Annotated in this window: 15 protein-coding genes; 5 read left to right on the top strand and 10 right to left on the bottom strand. The window is 41.1% G+C overall.

Annotated features, from left to right (window positions below; translation table 11 throughout):
- Positions 1-252: 252 nt before the first annotated feature.
- The 5 genes from L1283_RS26930 to L1283_RS26910 form a co-directional block, all read right to left on the bottom strand.
- Complete coding sequence (locus L1283_RS26930) at positions 253-852, bottom strand: HD domain-containing protein (protein ID WP_070569893.1); 600 nt, start codon at positions 850-852, stop codon at positions 253-255.
- A gap of 19 nt (positions 853-871) precedes the next feature.
- Positions 872-2,200: an efflux RND transporter periplasmic adaptor subunit gene (locus L1283_RS26925; protein WP_070569895.1), complete on the bottom strand. Its 1,329-nt coding sequence runs from the start codon at positions 2,198-2,200 to the stop codon at positions 872-874.
- Positions 2,201-2,206: 6 nt separating this feature from the next.
- Positions 2,207-6,529 (bottom strand): CusA/CzcA family heavy metal efflux RND transporter, encoded by a 4,323-nt coding sequence (locus L1283_RS26920; protein ID WP_070569897.1) that lies wholly within the window; start codon positions 6,527-6,529, stop codon positions 2,207-2,209.
- Between the two features lie 211 nt (positions 6,530-6,740).
- A complete protein-coding gene (locus L1283_RS26915; RefSeq protein WP_139145093.1) occupies positions 6,741-7,193 on the bottom strand; it encodes a DUF6660 family protein in 453 nt (150 codons plus the stop codon).
- A gap of 314 nt (positions 7,194-7,507) precedes the next feature.
- The gene (locus tag L1283_RS26910) at positions 7,508-8,326 is read right to left on the bottom strand and encodes a LytR/AlgR family response regulator transcription factor (RefSeq protein ID WP_175442039.1); all 819 of its coding nucleotides are present in this window, start codon (positions 8,324-8,326) and stop codon (positions 7,508-7,510) included.
- 110 nt (positions 8,327-8,436) lie between these two features.
- Between L1283_RS26910 and L1283_RS26905 the strand changes: the two genes are divergently transcribed.
- Positions 8,437-8,823: a hypothetical protein gene (locus L1283_RS26905; protein ID WP_070569902.1), complete on the top strand. Its 387-nt coding sequence runs from the start codon at positions 8,437-8,439 to the stop codon at positions 8,821-8,823.
- A gap of 483 nt (positions 8,824-9,306) precedes the next feature.
- Positions 9,307-10,770 carry a hypothetical protein gene (locus tag L1283_RS26900; protein WP_070569906.1) on the top strand — a complete coding sequence of 488 codons (1,464 nt, stop codon included), beginning with the start codon at positions 9,307-9,309 and terminating at the stop codon, positions 10,768-10,770.
- 70 nt (positions 10,771-10,840) lie between these two features.
- On the opposite strand, the gene L1283_RS26895 is transcribed toward L1283_RS26900, so the two are convergent.
- Both L1283_RS26895 and L1283_RS26890 read right to left on the bottom strand, forming a co-directional pair.
- Positions 10,841-13,114 (bottom strand): gliding motility-associated C-terminal domain-containing protein, encoded by a 2,274-nt coding sequence (locus L1283_RS26895; protein ID WP_083296105.1) that lies wholly within the window; start codon positions 13,112-13,114, stop codon positions 10,841-10,843.
- A 50-nt stretch (positions 13,115-13,164) separates the two neighbouring features.
- Complete coding sequence (locus tag L1283_RS26890) at positions 13,165-15,972, bottom strand: T9SS type A sorting domain-containing protein (protein ID WP_429626704.1); 2,808 nt, start codon at positions 15,970-15,972, stop codon at positions 13,165-13,167.
- 171 nt (positions 15,973-16,143) lie between these two features.
- On the opposite strand from L1283_RS26890, the gene L1283_RS26885 reads away from it, so the two are divergent.
- A complete protein-coding gene (locus L1283_RS26885; protein ID WP_070569912.1) occupies positions 16,144-17,694 on the top strand; it encodes a hypothetical protein in 1,551 nt (516 codons plus the stop codon).
- Positions 17,695-17,753: 59 nt separating this feature from the next.
- On the opposite strand, the gene L1283_RS26880 is transcribed toward L1283_RS26885, so the two are convergent.
- Positions 17,754-18,329 carry a hypothetical protein gene (locus L1283_RS26880; RefSeq protein WP_070569914.1) on the bottom strand — a complete coding sequence of 192 codons (576 nt, stop codon included), beginning with the start codon at positions 18,327-18,329 and terminating at the stop codon, positions 17,754-17,756.
- Positions 18,330-18,533: 204 nt separating this feature from the next.
- Between L1283_RS26880 and L1283_RS26875 the strand changes: the two genes are divergently transcribed.
- Both L1283_RS26875 and L1283_RS26870 read left to right on the top strand, forming a co-directional pair.
- The gene (locus L1283_RS26875) at positions 18,534-19,412 is read left to right on the top strand and encodes a hypothetical protein (RefSeq protein WP_070569915.1); all 879 of its coding nucleotides are present in this window, start codon (positions 18,534-18,536) and stop codon (positions 19,410-19,412) included.
- 89 nt (positions 19,413-19,501) lie between these two features.
- Positions 19,502-20,269, top strand: coding sequence for a hypothetical protein (locus L1283_RS26870; RefSeq protein ID WP_070569916.1), 768 nt, complete (start codon positions 19,502-19,504; stop codon positions 20,267-20,269).
- A gap of 58 nt (positions 20,270-20,327) precedes the next feature.
- Here the strand turns inward: L1283_RS26870 and L1283_RS26865 are convergent, their stop codons facing one another.
- Positions 20,328-21,038, bottom strand: coding sequence for a LytR/AlgR family response regulator transcription factor (locus tag L1283_RS26865; RefSeq protein ID WP_070569918.1), 711 nt, complete (start codon positions 21,036-21,038; stop codon positions 20,328-20,330).
- A 6-nt stretch (positions 21,039-21,044) separates the two neighbouring features.
- Positions 21,045-22,064 carry a sensor histidine kinase gene (locus tag L1283_RS26860; RefSeq protein WP_070569920.1) on the bottom strand — a complete coding sequence of 340 codons (1,020 nt, stop codon included), beginning with the start codon at positions 22,062-22,064 and terminating at the stop codon, positions 21,045-21,047.
- Positions 22,065-22,171 lie beyond the last annotated feature (107 nt).

The following is a 22,171-nucleotide window of genomic DNA, read 5'->3' as shown; positions in this document are numbered from 1 at the left end:
ACAGTATATCCTACCGTATATACTCTTATTGGCAGTCTAATAACTCCTATACTAAGGCTAGTAATTCCGTAGGTGGTGGAACTAAAAAACAAGTTTTTATTTTGTAAATTCCTATACACTGCCACCAAGATTGCATCGATTAAAATCCCGATTGGTAAATAACTTCTATAAATAAAAAGCCAGTTTCTCCGCCTTTCAAATTCTTCTTTCAACGCCATAATTTTTTTGATTTTTCATAATGTAGGTTTATAATCACTTAGCCATGTCTGAGCAATTACAGCCCATTAATCCAATATTTACTTCCTTAAATCTATTTAGGATATTTTGTCCATACACTGTCCAATAGCTATGAGTTAGCAGCATGTTGCAATTAACGGTATGCCATTGGGCGTCAGAATAAACTTGATGGAGAAAGATTTCAAACTCCTTCCTTATCGCATGTGCATACCTTGGATAGGAGGTTCTGGTCAAGTGAAAGAGATCCGCATCACACAATGCCATTTCAATTCTGTTCTTGGGACATTGCGGAAACTTTGTAGCTTCGATACAAGCCAATACTGAATTAATAAATTCAGTATTGGCAGTAACTTTTTTCAAAAAATTCTCGGCTACTTTTTTACTTTCTTCTTCATGGCCAGTGTATGTGTAAGCGTAGCCACAGTCGTGAAACCATGCCCCCACAGTCAATATTTCCATTTCGGAATCATCCAAATTGCAAACTCCTCCAATTTCTTTGGCTGCTTCGACAACTTCCAGGGTATGGGTAAGGCTATGAAAACAAAGGTCAACTGAAAGCTCATCTTTCAGTAAAGCAGAAACATAGTCTTCAACTAATATTACCAGTTCTTTCATAGCCTATTCGTATTAAAGATTAGTGATCATGCCCCCCGGTGTTACTCAATTTGGCGTTGATAAAGAATGCGCCCTTTGTAACAATTTTTACCCCTTTAGGAATTTCATTTACAGGAGTAATCACTGTGTATCCCAATTCGGAAATGCCCCTTGCTATTTCAATCTTCTCGAAATTCATTTTTGGTTCTTTCTGCTTATTTTCTGCAGCATGATCATGCTGTTCTCCTGGTTTGTGATCATGGTCTTCCTCTGCTTTCTGATCATGACTTTCACCCTCGGCATGTTCATGGCCAGCTTCAGGCTCTTTGTCTGTATGGACAAAAATATAGAACTTGCCATCCGCTTCAACAATTGCAGTATTGGGTACGGTAGATGCCATAACATTTTCGACACTTACCATGCCTGTGATATTCATTCCATCAATCAATCCGGTTTTATTACCTACTACAGTACAGTGCACAGCAACTGTTTTACTTTCATTCTCGAAGGATGAACCTATATTGAATACTTTTGCGCTATAAGTCACCTGTGGATTGTTAGTAATGGTAAAATTCACTACTTGTCCCACTTTCATGTAAGGGAGATCCCTCTCGAAAACCTGAAGGTCTAGATGTAACAGACTGTTATCTACAATTTCAACCACAGGAGATGATACATCGACATAACTTCCAATTTTTGCGAACTCATTGCTTATGGTTCCGCTGACAGGACTTGTTACCGTTAGTGCTGATCTTAGATTTTCCCTGCTGATAGTAGCGGGATTTATTCCCATTAATTGTATTTGTTTCTTTAAGGAAGCCTTACGGGCCATCAAAGCGTTCAAATCGGCATTAGCTGTCTGGAGATTCTTTAACGCTCCCGCACTTCCCTGATTAAGTTCCTGTTGACGATTTTGTTCCTGTTGTGCCAACGTAATTCTGCTGTCAATTGTGATGTATTCTTCCTGCAGCTGAATAAACTGAGGATTTTCAATAGTGGCAATTACCTGACCTTTGCGGACATAATCACCCAACTGTACATTTAGGCTTTTAATAACACCACCATAAAGGGATGTTGCATTCGCCTTCTTGTTGTTTGGTACCCTTAGTGCCCCGTTAGCTTTGACAGTGGCTGTCAGATTTTTATCCTCAATGTTTCCAAGTTTGATGCCAACAGCTTTGATCTGTTCCTGTGTGAGTGAGGCAATAGTGGAAGACTCTTCTTCTGAATGTCCTTCCTCACCACTGGCTTCAGCTGCTTTTTTTTCTGTTGGAGCTTTAGCACCCTCTTTATTTTTTGCCTTTCCCCCACAGCTATATAAAGTTGTTATGAGAATAGCTGCAACTAATATTTTTTCTATGATTTTCATTTTATCTTATTTGTTATTGAAGTAATTGAATTGAATTGCTGATTGATTGAACTGGTTCAATACGTCCAGGTAATTTTGACGGATGCCAATAGCCTGGTTAAGAAACTGCCCCAATTCTGCAAAACTTATCTCACCCGTTCTGTAACTCAGGCTGGCCGCATTGATAATTTCTTCAGATTGCCTTAAGCCGGAGGTTTCATAGAAATTCAACAAGGAATAATTCTTTTCTATTTCAGCAATTGCGGTTCCTCTCTGGGTCTGGAACAATTGCGTCTGATAGGATAGTGTTTTTTCCTGCACCTCTTTCTCTGTAACTGCTACTCTTACCTTATTACGATAAGCACCGGTTCCAAACAATGGAAAGGATGCCATTACTGAAAAGCCAGTGAAAGGATCTTTCGCTCCCCATAAACGTTGGCTGAAAAATCTTCCTGAAAATTCAGGCCTATTCGTGTTTTTTTGGACTTTGATATTGGATGATGCAATATTTACATTTTGTTCCTGTAAGGCAAGAATAGGATGGGACGTAATGTTCTCCAACAATTGTACTTCTATCTTTTCAAGAGGAGCCGAGACAGGTAGTAACCATTCATTTTGGTTCAAAAGCATCATTAATTGTTGTTGCTGTACCGTCATTTCCTTCTTATTCTGATCCATAAACGCCTGAAGCTCTCTAAGCTTAGCCTCTGCAGACACCTGATCCAGTTTAGCAACATCACCTGTCTTTACCCTAACTTCAGTGGTTTTAAAAAGCATAGTATATATGCTATCCAGCCTTTGGAATAATGCTTGCTTATCCTGTAAATACCAAAGCTGATAATAGGCGGTACGTACATCTCTTTTAATGACTGCATTTAGTACATCCGTATTCATCTCAGCATATTTAAGCTGCTGTTTGAAATAATCTTTCCGAGCCGCATACAATCCTGGCCAGGCTATACTTTGTGAAATACCAACTTTTAAAATACCCACATTGTCCGAGGGACGGAAATCTTCGTTTTCTGCGAAAACGCCTGTTTTGGGAATATCAGTGGCCGTCTTTACATTTAGAGAGGCACTTTTAATTTTCGCACTGTTTACTCCAAATTGTTGGTTGTTTTGCAAAGCTGTTTCTATTACTTTATCTATTGAAACTCTATTTTGTTGCTGTGCATTGCTAGTTGAAAAGCCACCCAAACACAGTAAAACCACAACTGGTATTGTTTTCATGCTTCCTTTACCTTTTATGTTAAGTTTGGAATTGAATATGATGTAAAGGAGCGGCAATACGAATAGCGTCAGAAAAGTTGCAGTGATCAGACCGCCTATAACAACTGTCGCCAAAGGCTTTTGAACTTCCGCTCCCGCACTCGTGCTTATGGCCATTGGCAGGAAGCCGAGTGATGCCACGGTTGCCGTCATCAAGACCGGTCGTAGTCGGGTCATGGTTCCTTCTTTTACTCTTTTGAGAACGTCATCTATTCCTTCCTTCTTCAGTTGATTAAATGTGCCTATCAAAACAATACCGTTCAGTACGGCAACACCAAAGAGAGCAATAAATCCGATCCCTGCGCTAATACTGAAAGGCATGCCCCGAAGCATCAAGGCAAACACCCCTCCAATTGCACTCATAGGTATTGCGGTAAAGATCAGCGTTGCCTGTTTGAACGAATGGAAAGTAAAATACAGCAACATAAAAATCAGTAGCAAGGAAACCGGTACTGCAATCATCAAACGTGCGCTTGCCTTTTGCAGGTTTTCAAATTGACCTCCGTAGGTGAAATAATAACCCGAAGGCAAATTTACTTTTTCGGAAAGCTGTTTTTGAATGTCCTGTACAACACTTTGAACATCACGTCCGGCCACATTGAAACCTATTACAATCCGACGCTTACCAGCCTCACGACTAATTTGGGCAGGTCCTAGTTTATACTCAATATTTGCAACCTGTGAAAGCGGAATCTGTACCCCGCTATTTGTTGGGATCATTAGATTGCTTACATCATCTATACTGCTTCTATGGAGACTGTCAAGCCGAACAACAAGATCAAAACGCCTCTCATTTTCGTAAACCTGTCCCGAACTTTTTCCTGCAAAAGCGGTACTTACCACATCATTTAAGTCTTGAATGGTCAGACCATAATTTGCAATACGTGTACGGTCATATTCCACATTGATTTGAGGAAGTCCACTAACCCGCTCTACCTGAGGAGAGGTTGCCCCATCGACGGTTTGGATTACTTCACTTACTTCTTTAGCGTAGGATGCGAGCGTATCAATGTTTTCCCCGAAAATCTTAACAGCGACATCCTGTCTGATACCAGTCATCAGCTCATTAAAGCGCATCTGTATCGGTTGATTCTTTTCAAAGAAGACACCCGGTATTACTTCAAGTTTCTCCATCATGGCATCGGCAAGCTCCTTGTAATTCCTTCCGGAGGTCCATTCTTTTTCCGGTTTCAAAACGACCATCAAATCTGAAGCCTCCGGAGGCATGGGATCCGTAGGAACTTCAGCTGCACCTGTTTTTCCAACAACCATCTTAACCTCCTGAAATTCCTTGAGTATACGCGAAGCCTGCATCGATGTCTCTATACTTTGATTCAGTGAACTACCTTGCGGAAGTATACAATGGAATGCGTAATCTCCTTCCTGCAGTTGAGGAATAAACTCGCCACCCATCCTGCTAAAGAAAAATAGAGAAATTACGAATAGCCCAACGGTCGCACTTACAACAATGTATTTCATCTTAATTGCTTTCTGCAGCACTGGTTGGTACCAACTAGCCAGCTTGTCCATCATTTTGTCACTGAATGTTTTTTTATGACTTGGTTTTTTGGACAAGAATAATGCACACATCATCGGGATGTACGTCAATGACAAAATAAGCGCCCCAAATATGGCAAAACCCACGGTTTGCGCCATTGGGCGGAACATTTTCCCTTCTACACCAACTAAAGTTAAAATAGGAATATATACGATCAGGATAATGATCTCACCAAAAGCAGCACTGGTTCGTATTTTAGAAGCTGACACAAATACCTCATCGTCCATTTCACTTTGTGTCAATCTGTTAGTGGATTTTCGAAGACCCAAATGGTGCATGGTTGCTTCTACAACGATTACCGCGCCATCTACGATCAGTCCAAAATCTATCGCACCAAGACTCATCAGATTGGCACTAACGCCAAAGACGTTCATCATTCCAAGAGCAAAAAGCAATGCCAATGGAATTGCTGATGCCACAATAAGTCCTGCACGGAAGTTGCCTAAAAACAGTACAAGTACGAATATTACGATCAATGCACCTTCAATAAGGTTCTTTTCTACCGTACTCATAGCTCTGCCTACCAGTTCCGTACGGTCCAAATAAGGTTCTACGATTACGTCTTCAGGTAGGGACTTTTGGATAGTTGGTAGCTTTTCCTTGATACGCTTTACGACTTCATTACTGTTTTCGCCCTTCAACATCATAACAACTCCACCCACAGCATCAACTTCACCATTAAACGTCAGCGCCCCATACCTAACAGCACTTCCAAATCTCACTTCAGCAACATCATTGATATAAATGGGCACAGCACCTGAAGTTTTTACCACGATTCTTTTTACATCTTCAATTGAAGTTACCAGACCAATACCTCTGATAAAATAGGCATTCGGCTTTTTATCAATATACGCTCCACCTGTATTCTGATTATTTTTCTCAAGTGCGGTGAATATATCTGGTATGCTCACACCCATCGCTCTTAACTTATCAGGGTTCACAGCAACCTCATACTGTTTTAATTGTCCGCCAAAGCTGTTAACCTCAGCAATACCGGGTGTTCCATATAATTGTCTTGCAACGATCCAATCTTGCATTGTACGTAGATCTTTTGCATTGTATTTACTTTCACTGCCTTTTTTGGGATGGATAATATATTGGTAAACCTCTCCCAGGCCGGTACTTACCGGCGCCATTTCAGGAGTACCTATTCCCTGTGGAATTTGGTCTACTGCTTCTTTTAGCCTTTCGTTGATGAGTTGACGTGCAAAGTAGATATCTACATCTTCTTCGAAAACGACTGTAATTACGGACAACCCGAATCGGGAAATGCTTCGAATTTCTTCGATCTTGGGAACATTCGCAATACTCTGTTCAATCGGAAAGGTAACGAGCTGTTCCACCTCCTGTCCAGCCAATGTGGGGCAGGAAGTAAATATTTGAACCTGATTGTTGGTAATATCAGGTACGGCATCTATAGGCAGTTTGGTTGCACTCCATACTCCCCAGATAATAAGTAACAAGGTCATTAAGCCAATGATTATCTTGTTCTTGATACTGAATTTTATGATATTGTCTAACACAATGTATTTTGTTATTTTAACATTTAATAGAAAAAGAAGGGAATTCCACCAATGGATGAAAAGGCGGAGAAGGAGAATCTATGAGTCAATGTGAAATATCGACAATTGGTAGTTGCAACACTTTATATAAAGTGTTAGACACCAAATACAATACGACTAGTAATGTATATAAATACACATTATACCAGAAGACATAGCATTCCCAGAAAAGTTAAATGTTAAATTTCGGCGGCTGCCAAATGCTACCAGCGTAGCGGGATAAGAAGTTAGAATCTCTGATAATAACTTTTTTAGAAGAAAATGTTTGAATAGGGATAACAAATCCCGGTAATTCAAAATTGAAAGAAACCACTGTCACACTACAGCATTCACATTGACAAAATGGAGTGCAATTGTCATCTGTATCTTGGTTATGACTATGCGCTATTTCTATACTTAGTTCTTTTGGCGTTTCGCAAATATTTTGTGCATCACTACATGGAACTAAAAATAGCCCCAAGAAGTAAAATAATATAATTGCTGCTTTGCACCTCATAACTAATAACAAAAGTAGAAAAAAAATATGATTCCAAGTATCTTGAAATCTTTTTTTTGCTTCAAAATCCCATAATAGAAAATTGCGTCGATAAGATGTTATCGTTTTATTTCGGTATTGTAACTCCAATCCCCCCAATTTTTTATCTTGGTGAGGTCTGAGTAACGCGGTCCTATAAGCAAAATAAAAGCAATAAGAACCATTTTCAAAACGTTGCCTATGAATAAGTTACTTTAGTGATTCTTGAGATTGTTATTAAGGCTGCATAGAGTATTTATACCATATAACATCACTTTAAAAAGCAGTAGCTACCTTCTAGGTATCTCAAATGATAGCGGGACCTTATCAATTTTGTTACAGTTCAGGAAATGGTTCCGGAACCTTTTACAATTTCAGTATGCTCGCAATGATTACCTTCCTTGCCCTCAATAAAAGTCCGCCCCTTATCTCTTCAGCCATCGCTCGAATTTCGCAGCAGTAGGCCTGCCGACGATGATCCTAGTATTTAAAGGATGATCGAGGTACAGTTCCAACTGGCCGCTTTTGCCATGAGGACGGTATGTCTTGCACAATTTGTGGCTGACGATATATTGACGGTTCGCACGAAAAAACTGTGCTGCATTCAGCTCTGGTTCTATTTCGCTTAAAGACTGCTCTATTAGCAGATACTTTCGGTCAAAGGTGCAAAGCTGATAGCCTACGTCCAACCTTCTGAAACAGGCAATTTCTGAGACCGGTACTTTTTCGATCCCGTTTAGAGTCTGAGCCAGGAAAAAATCCTTTTCGGTAGGTATTTCATCGGCTTGATATGTCCTGGTTGCCGGATTTTGCTTTTCTGCCAGATCAGCAGCATAATGCCACAAGAAGTAGAAGGCATAATAGGCATTGGCAAACATCAAAAATAACAGGACGATAGGATAATCGATGGTCAGATATCGAGTGTCGAAGATATGAACAGAATAAACCGTCCAGAAGTAAATCGTCGCAAGCACAAAGGCTGCAAAGGCCATCGGAAAAAATCCCAGGGCCAGCTGCATGATCAAACGGCGCCCGGTATTTTGCTGCCAATGATACCCTTTCCGGTCCAGGTAGACAGATATCCGGTTTACGGACCATAGCAGGAGCAGGGCGATGAAGTAGCTACAGGCAACAGCAATCCAAAAATTAATATCGATGGCTGCAAGTCGGAATTCATCGACGTGAATATTGAACAGGACAATGAAAAAAGCAACCGGCAAACAAATAATTATCCGGAACAGCATGTCACTGTAACGAGGTTTAGACATTTGGTCTTTGGTTTCTATGTCCTGGGATTGTTTCATGATCGTTCCAATAACAACAATTAAACAAATTAAAAACTAATATAATAAATATGTTCAAACCAGCTTTAACGCCCTATGGTGTAAATCAGAAAACAACAGAGCTTTACGCTCTTGATGACAATTCCCTGCTTGCCCAGGCCGCATTAATATCCGTTGATATCGTTACCTGGATAGTGGATAATTTTGAACTTACTGCCCCTCAGTATAATTACCTGATCGGTCTGGCCCCAGGATTCCTGGCTATATTTAAGGACCAGGCATCACGCGCTGTGGTTAACCGTTGGCCGGTGGCCTATATTCCGGGCTTAGGTACCGAGGAAATTTCATCGGCAGAGGTCGGTGAAAAATGGATCAAGTCCAAGGAAGAGAATACTGCCGGTACCCAGTCCGTAACCGATACATTTAGCGGTAGCCTTACCATTGAAACAGGCATCTAAGGACCTGTGAGTAACAATCGGATGCCCCGGAATACTCAAGTTTCCGGGGATTTTTATTATGGTTGTGATTTCCCAGAAAACGTGGATTCTTCAGCTCAATAACAAATTCGTGCAATTCATTTCCGATTCACAGCAGTTCGTTTTCCAAACCCCGCAGTTGAGTATATTTTTATTATGAAGGCTCATTTATCCATTCTCACAAAAACGGCTGTAATGGCTATTAGAAGGCCGTTTTTAACCCTGTTTGCATTCCATTGAACACTTATCTGCAACACTTGCATCTTACTGCCTTTAGCTCCGAAATTTACCTTAAAGGAAACAGCTTGTGTGTATGGGATGTTCACGGCAAGAGCAAAGCATAACCACAACCAGGTCATTATGAAAACACAATCGTTATACCAACCACCCTAACCTGTGTAATAAGCAACAGGTAAGAAACCTCCGTTATTATTTATAATCGCCATAAGGCTAAACAATACGAAAATGAAAAGAAAAAATTTAATGGCTGCTGCTGTAATGGTCTTTATTGCAGTAGTCGCAGTGCTTTCCTGCAACAAGCAGAAACAAAATGATTATGGGGACATGAATGAAACAGCCGGCAAAAAGGCAAAAGCTGTCTCTGTAAGTTGTCCGCCAATTGTACTTTCAGGGACGATCAGTACGCCAACCACTTTGCTTGCCGGTAATGCCTACCTGCTGCGGGGCAATGTGGTCGTAAACAACACGACACTGACTATACAGCCCGGCGTTGTAATCCAGGGCGAAAAGGCGACCAATGGGGCACTCATCGTACTACCAAACGCCAGCATTAATGCGACAGGGACGAGCACTAACCCTATTATCTTTACCAGTAACCAGAACCCAGGGTCCCGTGCCGCCGGTGACTGGGCAGGTGTATATCTTTTGGGAAATGCACCAAACAACCAGGGTAACGCGCTGGCCATCCAAATCAACGGCGCCAGCTTTACTGCAGGTGGCAGTTCTGCTGCAAGTAGCGTAGGAACTTTTAAATACGTGCAGATCCATTTCGCTGGAAAAGGAGGGGGCTCCGGCAGTGACCGCAGGTCGGAAAGCAGCCTCGTATTGGCATCCCTTGGTAGCGCCAGTACTCTGGATCATATCCAAATCAGTAATTCCGGCCTCGATGGTATTGGCGTCTTAGGTGGCTCCGTCAACCTGAAAAATATTTTAAGCATGAACACGAAAAGAAGTGATTTTGTCATGTCCTATGGCTATATTGGCAGAAGCCAATACCTGAGCGGAATAAAACAAAATACACTTTCTCCATTGTCTTTGGCAAATGGCATGGAAATTCAGAATGTGTTATTGGGAGAGCCAGCAAATGCAATACCAAGAACATACCCGGTTGTTTCTAATACCACACTTATGGGAGGTAATTATTGTGGTCAAGGCAACGGTAATATCCAGGATGGAGTATTTTTTGCAGCTAATGGTTCTGCTAAAATTTACAATAGCGTAATTACGGCCTTTAACCGTCACGGGCTTAACCTTTCCAATGATGTAATAGCCAATACGACTACCGGTGGCTTTCAATTAAAATTCTCCTATAACTCCTTGCGTAATCTCTCAGCAGCAACTGATTTTAGAACCATAACTAATACCGATTGGGTTACAAACTCGGGCTGCGGGGCAAGTATGGTATCCTGGATCGCGGGCTCCGGCCTAGGTTGCCAGCAGATCGGCAATCAGTTTTCTGCTGATATCTCCACGTTAGGTTATAATTCCAGTTTTTGTGGGAACTTTTGCAGCAGTAGTTTTACGCCAAATTTTACCCTCGGGCTGACAGACCTGGACAATTCAGATTTTACGTGGGATAGCGCTGGCCTATTTGAGCATCCGACTTATAGGGGCGCCTACGGTGCAACTTCATGGGTAAGTAATGGATGGGTAGATATGTGTCCGCTAAATACAAATTATTGCGTTTAAGTGGTTAATAAAAAAGACCATTATCTGAAAAGATAATGGTCTTAGACATTTTTCAATATACTCGTACTATCTATCTCAAAAGCAAAACATCACCTTTAAAGGTCTTTGACTTGCCATCCGGATAGTCCAGCACGATTAGGTAATGGTAGGTCCCCATCTCGCACGGTAGACCGTTTTGCGTACCATTCCAGCCCCCAGCGCCAGTACCGCTAAATACCTTTTGCCCAAATCGGTTGTAAATCTCAAAAAGGCGTATTTTTTGATAAGTAAGCCCGGCCAACATAAAGATATCGTTGAGACCATCTCCGTTCGGGCTAAATGCATTCGGTAGCATATCAGGCATCTTAAAATCAATATTTACACGTACCTGGCCGGTATCGCTGCAGCCATAAGCATTGAGCCCAACCACTGAATAAGTGGTCGGCACCAATGGCATGGCAATAGGGTGCGGCCCTACCGGTGTATCCAGCGATGAAGCCGGAAACCAGCTATATAAGATTGCTCCGCTGGCCCTGAGCCGGATTGCATCACCATAGCGGATCGTGGTATCAGAGGGAGCGACAATAAGTTCCGGCGCCGGATAAGCATCTAATTGTATATTTATTGTGGTATCACACCACTGTTCCCGTTTGATCTGTAAGGTATAGCTACCCGCATCCAGGCTTTTAAATTGAAAGCCAGAAGAGCTTTGCGCGGATCGGACCCGCTCACCACTTTCATTTCTTAGCTCATAGCTGAGCAATGCAGTATCGCCAGCAATTTTTTTAATCTGTAATTCGATATCACCGGGACAACCGTATATAAGCCGGTCCATGTCGGGAAGCCTGCTAAACTGAACTTTAAAGGTATCGAGGATAACGGTGCAATCCTGAAAGTATGCAACAACATAGACGCCATCATCGTAAATAATTCGGAAACTATCACGTAAGCCATTATCCCATAGGTAGCATGCCTTTGCGGAAGCAGCATAAAGGGTTATACTGTCTTTAAAACAGGCATCAATTGTATAAGTTTTTCCGTAGAGGGTATCTGGTGGCGGTCCGGCAGTAATAATGATTTTGGGCAAATCCGTAAGCCCGTTGGTCGGCGACATATTGATCATGTTATTGCTGGGACTGTATAATGCTTCCGTTTGCGGCACACAAGCCAGACCCAAGTTATTGGGCTGATGAATAACATGGAATGTCATTTTGGGAATAGCCGGATCGGGACATTCCGGTGGATGCTGGTCCAGGATATAAATCTTGCCATCAGGCCCCAGCCGTAGATCCCCGAACCAGGAAATATCTGGAAGACATAAGAATCTATTCCAATGATTTGGATTACTTAAGATCAAAGTTTTCGAAGCAATAATATCAGCTGTCGATGGTAAGTCAAGATTATATTGATAAACCTTTCCGAAATAATATGTTCCTGCACTCCCGAAATAAGGTCCATCATTTTCTGTAGTATATAACTTGGAATTATCAGGTGAAAAACATGCACCTGATATCCATTGATTGTTTTCCAACAAACGGGCGTTTTTAACTTTGCCGCTACATTTTTCAAAATCATAAAGCTCAATACCACCAGGTAAATTAAATGCGCCGCCTTTCCAAAGACCGATTGCGAATTTATTGCCATCTTCTGAACTCGTAAGTGATCCCGCAGATACCGCATAATTTATCAATGGGCGATTGCCGCATTCCGAAACTACCGGAACGGCATTCAAACCATTATAGCCGACATGAAAACTCAAATACTCATTGGTAATATAAGAGCGGACAACAAGCCATACTCCGTTGCAACCTTTAACAGCAGTTATCTTGTTATCTGCAATCATATTCCAGCCGGTAAGTGCTATGTTTTTCTTGCCAGGCACAATATCTCCCAAGCCACCGTTCAGGCTTATATCAAATAAAGAGTAGACTAGCCCGTTGCTCCGGATATAAAAAATATAATATTGGCTGGTGTTACCTGGATGTGGGACGACAACCGGGGTAGTAAAAATAGACATATTGTTTAACAGGTTTGTGCCTGCAATAGGATGTTCATAACGGTCCCATATATTGTCAACAGCCGCAGTGGTGGTCCCAGTGCTAAATTTTACCATAAAGAGCAGAGCTCCCGAAGGGCTGCATACCGCTATAGATTTATGGTACAGCCACCTATCAAAAGATGGATTATAAATTATGACGCTACCATTTGCAAGCTGTCCGCGATAAAAAGTCGTATCCAGTAACGTAGGAGGGCTAGTATTAAAATCCAGTGAATAATTCTGGCCAAAGGTCCAGATGTTATTTTCGCCCTGGCCATACGCCAGCATTGTTAGACACGATATCAAGAAGGTAAGAAAATGTTTCATAGTCTATCATTTTAAAATGTGGCCCCGCAAAGCGAGGCCACGAGAGTTATTTATTCTTTAACAAGCTTGCAGCTTCCAATCAAATTACCTTTTTCATCAAATGCATTGATCAGATACATGCCAGCTGCAAGTGTTTCCAAATTCAGGGATTGTGCTCCGGCGGCCACGTGTTGTTTATGGATAAGCCGTCCAAGTTTATCATAGATCTGCAATTCTGCTTTGTAAGGCAGTTTCAGGTAGACTATTTTATCTGCAGGATTGGGGTAAATTGGCAACGTAATGCCTTCTTTAGGATCATGCAAGGCTGTAAGGTCGGATACTATTACCGCTGGTGAAATTCCAGCACATCCACTGGCATTTGTTACCGTTACGGTATAGCTGCCATTTACAGCAGCTATATGCGTAGGATTTGCAGCTCCGGGTATCGCCATCCCGTTCAGGTTCCATTGGTAGGAGGGGAAGGCTTGAGTAGTGGCCAGAATGTTTCCGTTACGGCTGATGACTGGGAACGGAGCTGGAGTAACAGTAATTGGAATGGTTACTGTATCTCCAGCGCTGCATTCATTAACTGGCAAAACCGTAACCGCTGCAGAGCTGGTTCCGACAATGGCAATTAGAGTATCGCCGCTGCTAATTTGTGTCCATCCTGCTGGAAGTATCCACAGATAGTTTCCTGAACCGCCAGCCGGCAGTGCCCTAAGGATAAGTGTATCACCGGCGCAGATATTACGGCTACCCCTAACTGTATCAATGGCGGCAGGAGTTATGCAGGTATTTATTTGGACCAAAAATCCATCCTGATCACCGCCGATCATAGTTTGATGCCCCCCCGGCGTACCGATACCCGTACTGCTTAGCGTCTTTCCGGCAAGCACAATCTTGTTTCCATAAGCTGACAAAGCCGTTCCTTCATCTGACAAGGTTCCAAAATAGGAACCCCAATGTATTCCGCCTGCTGTATCAAAGCAGCTCACTATGCAATTATAAATACCGGTAAGGCTGGTATCGATGCTATTGGGAGTTGCAATACCGGTACTGCTGGCTGTCGTTCCACCGACATATATTTTGCCATCTTCTGCTGCACTAATACCGGAGATAACATCACTTTGTGAACCGCCGTAATAGGTACTCCATATACGCTCACCCGCAGTATTGAACCTTGCTAAAAATCCGTCTCCACTTGGGTCTCCAAGGCTGGCTTGATAGGCTCCGGCACTTGCGATGCCAGTTGTACTGCTGGTTGCTCCACCAATATAGATGGCATGATCTTTTGTTTTTAGCGAAAGAGCTCGATCTTGATCTGCCCCACCCAGGTAAGTCGCCCATTGGAGCTGGCCTTCTCCATTAAATTTAACCAGTAAGGCATCCTCTGCGCCTCCGTGTATGGGCTGATAAGCGCCTGGACTCGCCAAACCTGGGCTGGAGCTATATCCTGCCAACACAACGTTGCCCACCTCATCACACTCTGCGGATTGAAAGACGTCAAGCCCGGTACCACCAAAGTAAGTGGACCAAGCAAGACTGCCGTCGGTAGAAAATTTTGCTAAAAAGGCATCCTGGCTTCCGCTGAATGTAGGCTGGTAACTCCCTGGTGTTGCAATTTGCTCCATACTGGCTGTATTGCCTAAAAGATATACACCATTAGCCTTGTCGCAGGAAACGGAGACCTGTAGGGAGCCATCCTGACCATTACCCCCAAAATAGGTGCCCCATACACGCTGGCCGGCACTATCAAATTTTATCAGGAAACAATCATAACCGCTCGTTGTACCAGCTTTGACCGCCTGATAGGAGCCGGTAGTAGCAATACCCGTAGCGCTATTGGTTCTACCCGATAAGTAAACTTTACCCGAAGTATCTATTGCAATACCTCTGCCCAGGTCTGTTCCAGCACCACCAAAATAGGTACTCCACAGACAGGTGCCATCTTCTGAAAATTTTGAAAGAAAGGCATCGGCTCCCGTAAGCCCATTGCCGCCTCCAATGGTAAACTGAAATGCTCCCGTTGTCGCAATATTGGAAGCACTACCGGTACTGCCAGCAATAAAAAAACTGCCATCGCTGCCATGAGCCAAAGCTGCTATATCATCATAATCTGTTCCCCCGAAATAAGTGCTCCAGCTCACTATTGGATCAATTACCAAAGCTCCCTTAAAGTCTCCGGTACCATAGGTAAGTTCTTCGTCTCTTAAGTTATACCAGCATGCAATATTTTCTCCCGTAGCCTTTTTATAGGCTATGGGCGCTGCTTCGTTTATTGTTCCATATGGTGTTTCTGCCTCTATACTGCCGTCAGCTCTTAGTGCAAGGGAACTTGCACCGTCATAGCGGAGCCGGATATCACTGACTTTACCACCAGGATGTATGGTAAAGGCATGTTCTATTTTCCCATCTTTATTGATGTATACCGTCCAATCAATAAAAGGGTAGATATTATGGTACGTAACCTCTGTAACTGTGCCGGCCATATTTCCACTGGTCGCTACCGAGGTCAGGTAATAGCGTGCCCAACCTTTGGTTTGGAGGATTTCCTTTCTGGTAACAAACGCATCCATATTTGCACCAATCAAAATAATATCCATCCGGTACATCGTAAGCGACCTGGATTCTGAAGGTTCAAAGGTGTCTGCTTTATTAGAACTGTACCATTGATAATGGATAGCTCCAGTGCCAAGAAACACATTTAGGCCTGGCGCTGCCTGCAGCTTATAATCGATATCGTTTCGGGCCTTTCCATATTGGTCGGTTACCTGGCCTATATTACGTATAAAAGCAGGCGTTTTGTTTGTAGTTTTTGAAATACCGGAAGTTGCGGTAAGTATTAAAAATAATAGAAGGAGTGGAATTTTGCTGGTCATGACAAATGAAGATTAAATTGGTTAAAAAGTCCGGGCAGGGCGCCGGGCATTGTCATGCACAAAACAAACACTAATATTTTCATGGTTCAAAAGAAGTTTTTTCAATTGTCAACTCCTAAATATGCCTTTGTTAAGAGAAAATGGCTTACCTTCCATTAAAGTGACCAGGCTATGTACCGTAAAAAAGATGACCTCCCGTTGCTCATAAATTCCCTCTCAATAGGCGAAAAACGGCATTTTCATAACTTTTTTAAAAGAGACCAGGGGCTGAACGGCGAAGCTCTATTTCTACAGTTATACAGCATGCAGGAAACGGGCAAAAGTCAAATCCCAAAAAGTTTTGCAGATTCTTCCGAAAGGGCATTGGTATCGGCCAAAAGGCTTCTTTACGCCAATATCCTCAAAAGTCTGCGGTCATTGCACGACAATTCTTCCGTAGATATTACCCTCCAGAACATGCTTGTTGATATAGAGCTCCTCTTTGGCCATAACCTGCCGGATCAGGCATCGCTGATCCTGAATAAGGCATATAACTTAGCCGCCGATTTTGAAAAATTTGGTCATTTGCTACAGATTCTGGAATGGGAAAAACGACTCAATATCACGTTGGACGAAGTATCGAGACCTACCTCTGAGATCATTGAAGAGGAGCGGAAAGTACTGGGGCAATATACCCAGTTAAAAGGACTCGAAGGACTCTACTGTGAGGTAATGTTGCTAAAAAGAAAACACGGTTATATAAAAGGAGACCTTAAAGAACAATTGACTGCTCAAATATTATTCTCCGACCAGCTTCCGGCAGAAAACTCGTGCCTTAGCGCAAAGGCTCTATACTATCGAAACTCTGTGCTATCCGTATTCTACTGGATGGCAATTGAACCCTTAAAAGCATTTGAGCATAGTAAAAAGCTGATGCTCGGTAAAGATCATAGCATTCTGCCCGATGATTACCTGTTGGGATTGCTCCAACATATTACATCCGCTATATGCCTTGGCCTTTTTGACGAGACTGTTTATGGTATAAGAGCAGCAGAAACTTACTTCAACGATCACGACCTGCGACAATCTGCAAAACTTAAATCCCTGCTTTTTGTTTACAGATCGACTTATGAAATCAAAGCCTACATTTTTAAAGGGCAGGAGCGGAAACTTCGAAAAGCTATCTATTGGGTAGAAAAAGAGCTTGTACTACATGAGAATATTCTTCCTGCCGATCATCTCCAGATCGTGAAAGGAAATTTGATGAACGCCCATATGGCTTTGGGAAGTAGCAAGCAGGCGGATCGGCTCTGGAATAGCCTGATGCAGCTATCTCCTAAAATAGTAAGAAAGGATATCCTTTCAGACCTTTACATGTTCCGTGTTTTTGATCTTATGCAAAGCGGCAGTTATGAAGACCTGATCTCTGCCTCTTTTAAAGCGATCCGCTTTTACGAAAAAGAAGACCATGGCGGCACACAGTATGTTTTGGAGCGTGCCATTATGGTTTTATTGCGAAGAAAGGTTGCCATTGGTTCAAAGGTGTTTACCATTACCATTATCCAGGAGATTAAAAGAATGATCCATGATTTTATTATTGCTAATACCGGTTCGATAAGATTCCAGGAACACTACAGCAGGTATGTTATCTGGTGCGATGCCATAATTCATTCAGAGCCTTTTTATAAGGCAGCGGAGCGTTGGTATTCCGGATTTTTTACACGTTTGCCCAGGGCATTTTGATTTGATGGCCGTGATTATGTATCAAGAAAACCAGTCATAACATTTTGCTATTTACCTTTTTATTTTAAAATTTTTCTTTTCCGAAACTCAGCTCTAATAACAAAACCTTCAACATAATAACGTAACACAGTCCAGAATAAATAAAACAAAAGTGCTACAAAAACCATCTGTATGAGGCTATAAACTGTGGAAGGATAAAACGTTTCCTCAATGGAGGATAACAAGGTGTATTTGCAGTAACTATACCAGAGTACAGCAGCAATTGTAGCCAATATTCCAGCGATCAACATTCCCATACCAAGGCCATGTGATTGCAGCGCTGGCGTTGGTCGCTTCCCATTAAACTTCAAAAGACTTGTTTTCAGGGCTGCAGAGATTTCCCACCGGGTCAGTTGATGCTTTTTCTTAAAATTCACAATAGCCTTGTATTGGCCGGGGCGAAGAGCATATCCGAATTCACTTCTACTACGCCTAATAAAAAAGTCCACTTCGTGGCCTTCTTCAAAGTATCTGGAATTACGATTGGCAAGGTTTTGATCCGCTTGAATATCGAGAGCACGCTGAAAAGCTCTTTCCCGGAAAAATACTCTCTTTATAAAAGCAATGGCATCTGTGATTAATTTGATTTTTTCCATTTTCTTATCGCTATATATTAGTTAAATAAAAGTACAATTTATAAATCAACAAAAAAAAGACTAGCTATCTGTAAATTATCATAGAACCAAGTATGTAATTCGCAGCTTTGTTGCCGAAAGCAACATTTTTTTGATGGCTGGATAAATATCTGCTCTTCAATTAGGGTGGCATAGTTTTGGTGGAATATAATTTTTAAACTAATTATGAATAAAATAGAGAAAAGACTCCTTAAAGGAGTAAAATTTCAGTATAAAGCTTTGTTCATTTTGATGCTTTTTAGCACTAACAGTTTTGGACAAAAAGTATTTGATAACCTTACGTCCCCCAAAGAAGGCGCAAACTATTATGTTACCATCGATGGGAAAGGACCATACCGGGTTAAGATTAATGATATTCCATTTTTGACGGTGGAGAAGCAGGAGGGAAGTATTACATTTTTGGCCAATCATACCATATTAGGCAGCGGTGAGCAAGAGATTTCCTGGGAAGTAGGCCCTGGAGGAAAGATCGGAAATGCTTCCGTAAAAGAATCACGATGGAAAAATGGTAAATATAGCCCGGATTCCATTATATGGGATAGCAGTAAAAATAAGGAAAAAAGTTTCACAGCCACGGTTCCTTATAATCTCGCAGGATGGTCTAAAAGCTCTGATTTTTCTTTAAACCCCGAAAATATAAAAGCCGCTAAAAAATGGTTTTCAGAAATGATATCACTGGCCCAGCAACATAAAGGCAGCGAGTTCATGAATAGAATTGCTTTTGCAGAGCAGCAGTCCTTTTTGATGAATTATATAGGCGACGACGAAGCTAAGCAGAGGCATAAGAATTGGGCTGTCTTTTTTAATACAGGAAAATTCGAAATAGGCAATGGGAGTGAGGATGAGATAGAAGTAGTTGCCTATGGCAAACTTGTTCATCTAAAAGGAAAAAACAATCAGGGAGGAATTAAGATTTTGAGCCCGGATGGTCAGACAACCTATCTCGATATATTTCTTCATTTTCCAGCGAGAAAACAGCAGCCGGAGGCTATCATGATAAATTTCAGACAGGAGACCAGTGATTTTCGTAATCGCGTTAAATAGACTGAAAAATTGGATAGCTACTAAACCAGTATCACAAGAACTTTATTTCAATTTTCAATTTTGACTGGAAAAATTAAAACCATCAAAAAATGAAAATTCAAATCTTAAGTTTAGTAGTGATTTTGTTTACTTTAGGCTGCAGTAAAGAATCCGTACCATCCCACCAGGAGCAGCGGGCTCCATCTTTAAAAATGGCCACGGTTAAAACCCAAATTGAAAAGCCATTTAATTCCAAAAATCCGGCTGATTCAATTGGGATCATCCATAATCAGGCACTGACATTTATTTATCGAAAGCTTTCTCAAAATGGCGGTTTTTCTTCCGAAATGAAGCAAAAGTTTGTTGGAGAATTCTTTAAAAACAGGTATGGAGGAGAACCTCTTAAAGCGCTTCTACAACGTCATAAGCAAAATCAGCAAATCAAGAACCTGGAGATTAAAGATCTGACAGAAAAGCTCGGATGCTCAAGGACGTTAGCCAAAAATATCAATGATATTTTCTTAGCGGCAAAAGAAATGAAATCCCCTTCCGATTACGGTGCCTTCAAAAAGAAGATCCTAGTTGTTGAAGACAATGTTCTATCGGGAAAAATAAAAATAAGTAGGACAGAGGCCGACCAGCTTTTACATTTTACATCAATATACCGGCACTCCATGTTTTTTTGGATGGAAGCAATTTCCAAAAGTCCAGGTAAATCTGAAGCTGAATTTTTAAGGAAATTTATCCGCGCCATACTTGGCGCTGGGGCTGATGCTTATGGTGCCGTTGCAAGTTTAATTACATACGTGAGTTTCCGCTATGTCCTTGAGGATGCTGCCCTGGATAGTGCCATGATGCTTTGGGCTTTTGATTCATAGACAATAACTTCAGGAGACTAATTTCCCAGTAGAATTAGCCATTCCCCCTATTATTTGTTTAGGGGGAATCAATCATTTTTTCAGCATTCTTTCTTCTATATGGCCCTGTAAATATGAGCTTTTTTCCCCCTATCATTACTAGATGTTTGGTCTTGTCATCATCTATAACTTTCATCAGGTTAACAACAGTAGATTTGTTAATCCTAATAAATTTACTTTCAGGTAGAGTTCTCTCAAGCTCCCAAAGCGGGATGGGAACAGTAATCATCTTATTTTCCAAGTATACTAAGGAGTAGTTGTTTTTTGTTTCAATATGAGATATACTGGTAAAACTAATTTTCCTGTCTATTCCATTTTCTCTATACGCTAGATACAGATCGTTATTCAAAAGATAGAAATGATTCTCAACAACAAATAGCTTGTTTGCTTTTTTTACCGCACGAGTGAGATCTTCAAACAATATCGGTTTTAATAAATAATCAACAACATTCTCTAAACTGTAAGAATCGAGTGCGTATGATGCAAATCCAGTAGTAAAAATAATTTTTTTGTCAGGTAGCCTTTTAGCTGCTTCAAATCCCGACAAATCAATCATATTTATGTCCAAGAAAACGAGGTAAACTTCATTTTTTTCAACAAAAGATATAGCTTCAGTCGCGTTAAGGAAAGTTCCTACAATTTCCAGTTGGGGAATTGTTTTGATCAGCCTTTCAAGGTTTTGTATAGAGTTAATTTCATCATCTACAATAATACATTTGATAAATTCCATAAGTACCTAATTAAAGTGAATAATGAGTTCTGCAGAGTAGTCTTCCTTTGTCTGGTTAGTTTTAAGTTTATATGTATTTGGATAATTTGATTCAAGAATCCTTTTTACATATGATAGGCCAATTCCTGTTGATTCATCCTTTATTCGGCGCCCAATTATATTATTGACGTTTAACTTAACCGTAGTTTTATCGACAGATAATTCAACTGTAATTTTCTTATCACCATGTTTAAAGGCATTTTCAACTAATGGCAAGAGTACATGAGAATGAATGCGATGGGTTTCATGATTCTCTACATCAGAAACGAGGGATACCATTAATTCAGGAAATCTTTTCGAATACAAATAAACGATTCCTTCAATAGCTCGAATTTCAGTTAGCAGTGGAATTTTTCCATCTGGCCCAAGCTTATTTATTCCAGAGCGTAAAATATCCATAAAACAGGCAATTCCGTAGGAAACGTTTGGACTTGATTCTGAAGCCTCCCTTCTTAAAACCTCAAGCGTGTTAAATATGAAATGCGGATTTATTTGTGCCCGGAGCGCTGCATTTTCAAGTTCTAACTTTTCTCGTTTCGAACTCTCTGCAATTTGATCTGCAAGTTTCTTCTGAAGCTCTATTTTCGATGTCCTGGACCAATACAATACACCTAATAAAGAGAATTTAAACCATTGAAAAAAAAAGTTTACTATTTGAGTATCCAAAGGTAAAGTTGATGAAGAAATTCTTCTCCCTAATAAAATTGGGGAGACAGAATAGGTATAGATAAATCTAGAAACTTCACTAGCAATTAGGATACAAAGAAAACCGGCAAGAGTTTTAATGTACTTATTTTTAGCGTAAAATTGAGGAAGAATCCAGAGTGTCGTGGAATAAAAGACACCGACAGAGATGAGATGAGAAACTGACGTTTCATAAATGAAATCATTCCAATTTTTCTCGCTATACCCGAGATTAAAAATTAAAATTGACACATAAATAACCCATACAGCAATATGGATTAGCACCACCTTCGTCCTTTCCATTTCTTATGTTTTTTTTCACTTGCGTCCTAAACGTTTAAAAAGTGGCGGTGTTTGGATATAGCAAAGTTGCTATATTTAAATTGCAAAATTATAACACACCGCCATGA

Origin of the sequence: Sphingobacterium sp. HSC-15S19, assembly GCF_050433745.1 — a bacterium.
In the GTDB taxonomy this organism is placed as follows: Bacteria; Bacteroidota; Bacteroidia; order Sphingobacteriales; family Sphingobacteriaceae; genus Sphingobacterium; species Sphingobacterium siyangense.
The sequence above is the reverse complement of the archived record's forward strand: the minus strand, read 5'-3'. Positions and strand labels throughout refer to the sequence as shown.

Excerpts from the sequence above, each read along its gene's own strand:
- L1283_RS26880 (WP_070569914.1), bottom strand. The coding sequence starts at position 18,329 with ATGGAAAAAATCAAATTAATCACAGATGCCATTGCTTTTATAAAGAGA.
- L1283_RS26925 (WP_070569895.1), bottom strand. The coding sequence starts at position 2,200 with ATGAAAATCATAGAAAAAATATTAGTTGCAGCTATTCTCATAACAACT.
- L1283_RS26870 (WP_070569916.1), top strand. The coding sequence starts at position 19,502 with ATGAAAATTCAAATCTTAAGTTTAGTAGTGATTTTGTTTACTTTAGGC.
- L1283_RS26875 (WP_070569915.1), top strand. The coding sequence starts at position 18,534 with ATGAATAAAATAGAGAAAAGACTCCTTAAAGGAGTAAAATTTCAGTAT.
- L1283_RS26885 (WP_070569912.1), top strand. The coding sequence starts at position 16,144 with ATGTACCGTAAAAAAGATGACCTCCCGTTGCTCATAAATTCCCTCTCA.
- L1283_RS26930 (WP_070569893.1), bottom strand. The coding sequence starts at position 852 with ATGAAAGAACTGGTAATATTAGTTGAAGACTATGTTTCTGCTTTACTG.
- L1283_RS26860 (WP_070569920.1), bottom strand. The coding sequence starts at position 22,064 with ATGGAAAGGACGAAGGTGGTGCTAATCCATATTGCTGTATGGGTTATT.
- L1283_RS26895 (WP_083296105.1), bottom strand. The coding sequence starts at position 13,114 with ATGAAACATTTTCTTACCTTCTTGATATCGTGTCTAACAATGCTGGCG.
- L1283_RS26905 (WP_070569902.1), top strand. The coding sequence starts at position 8,437 with ATGTTCAAACCAGCTTTAACGCCCTATGGTGTAAATCAGAAAACAACA.
- L1283_RS26865 (WP_070569918.1), bottom strand. The coding sequence starts at position 21,038 with ATGGAATTTATCAAATGTATTATTGTAGATGATGAAATTAACTCTATA.
- L1283_RS26900 (WP_070569906.1), top strand. The coding sequence starts at position 9,307 with ATGAAAAGAAAAAATTTAATGGCTGCTGCTGTAATGGTCTTTATTGCA.
- L1283_RS26910 (WP_175442039.1), bottom strand. The coding sequence starts at position 8,326 with ATGCTGTTCCGGATAATTATTTGTTTGCCGGTTGCTTTTTTCATTGTC.
- L1283_RS26890 (WP_429626704.1), bottom strand. The coding sequence starts at position 15,972 with ATGACCAGCAAAATTCCACTCCTTCTATTATTTTTAATACTTACCGCA.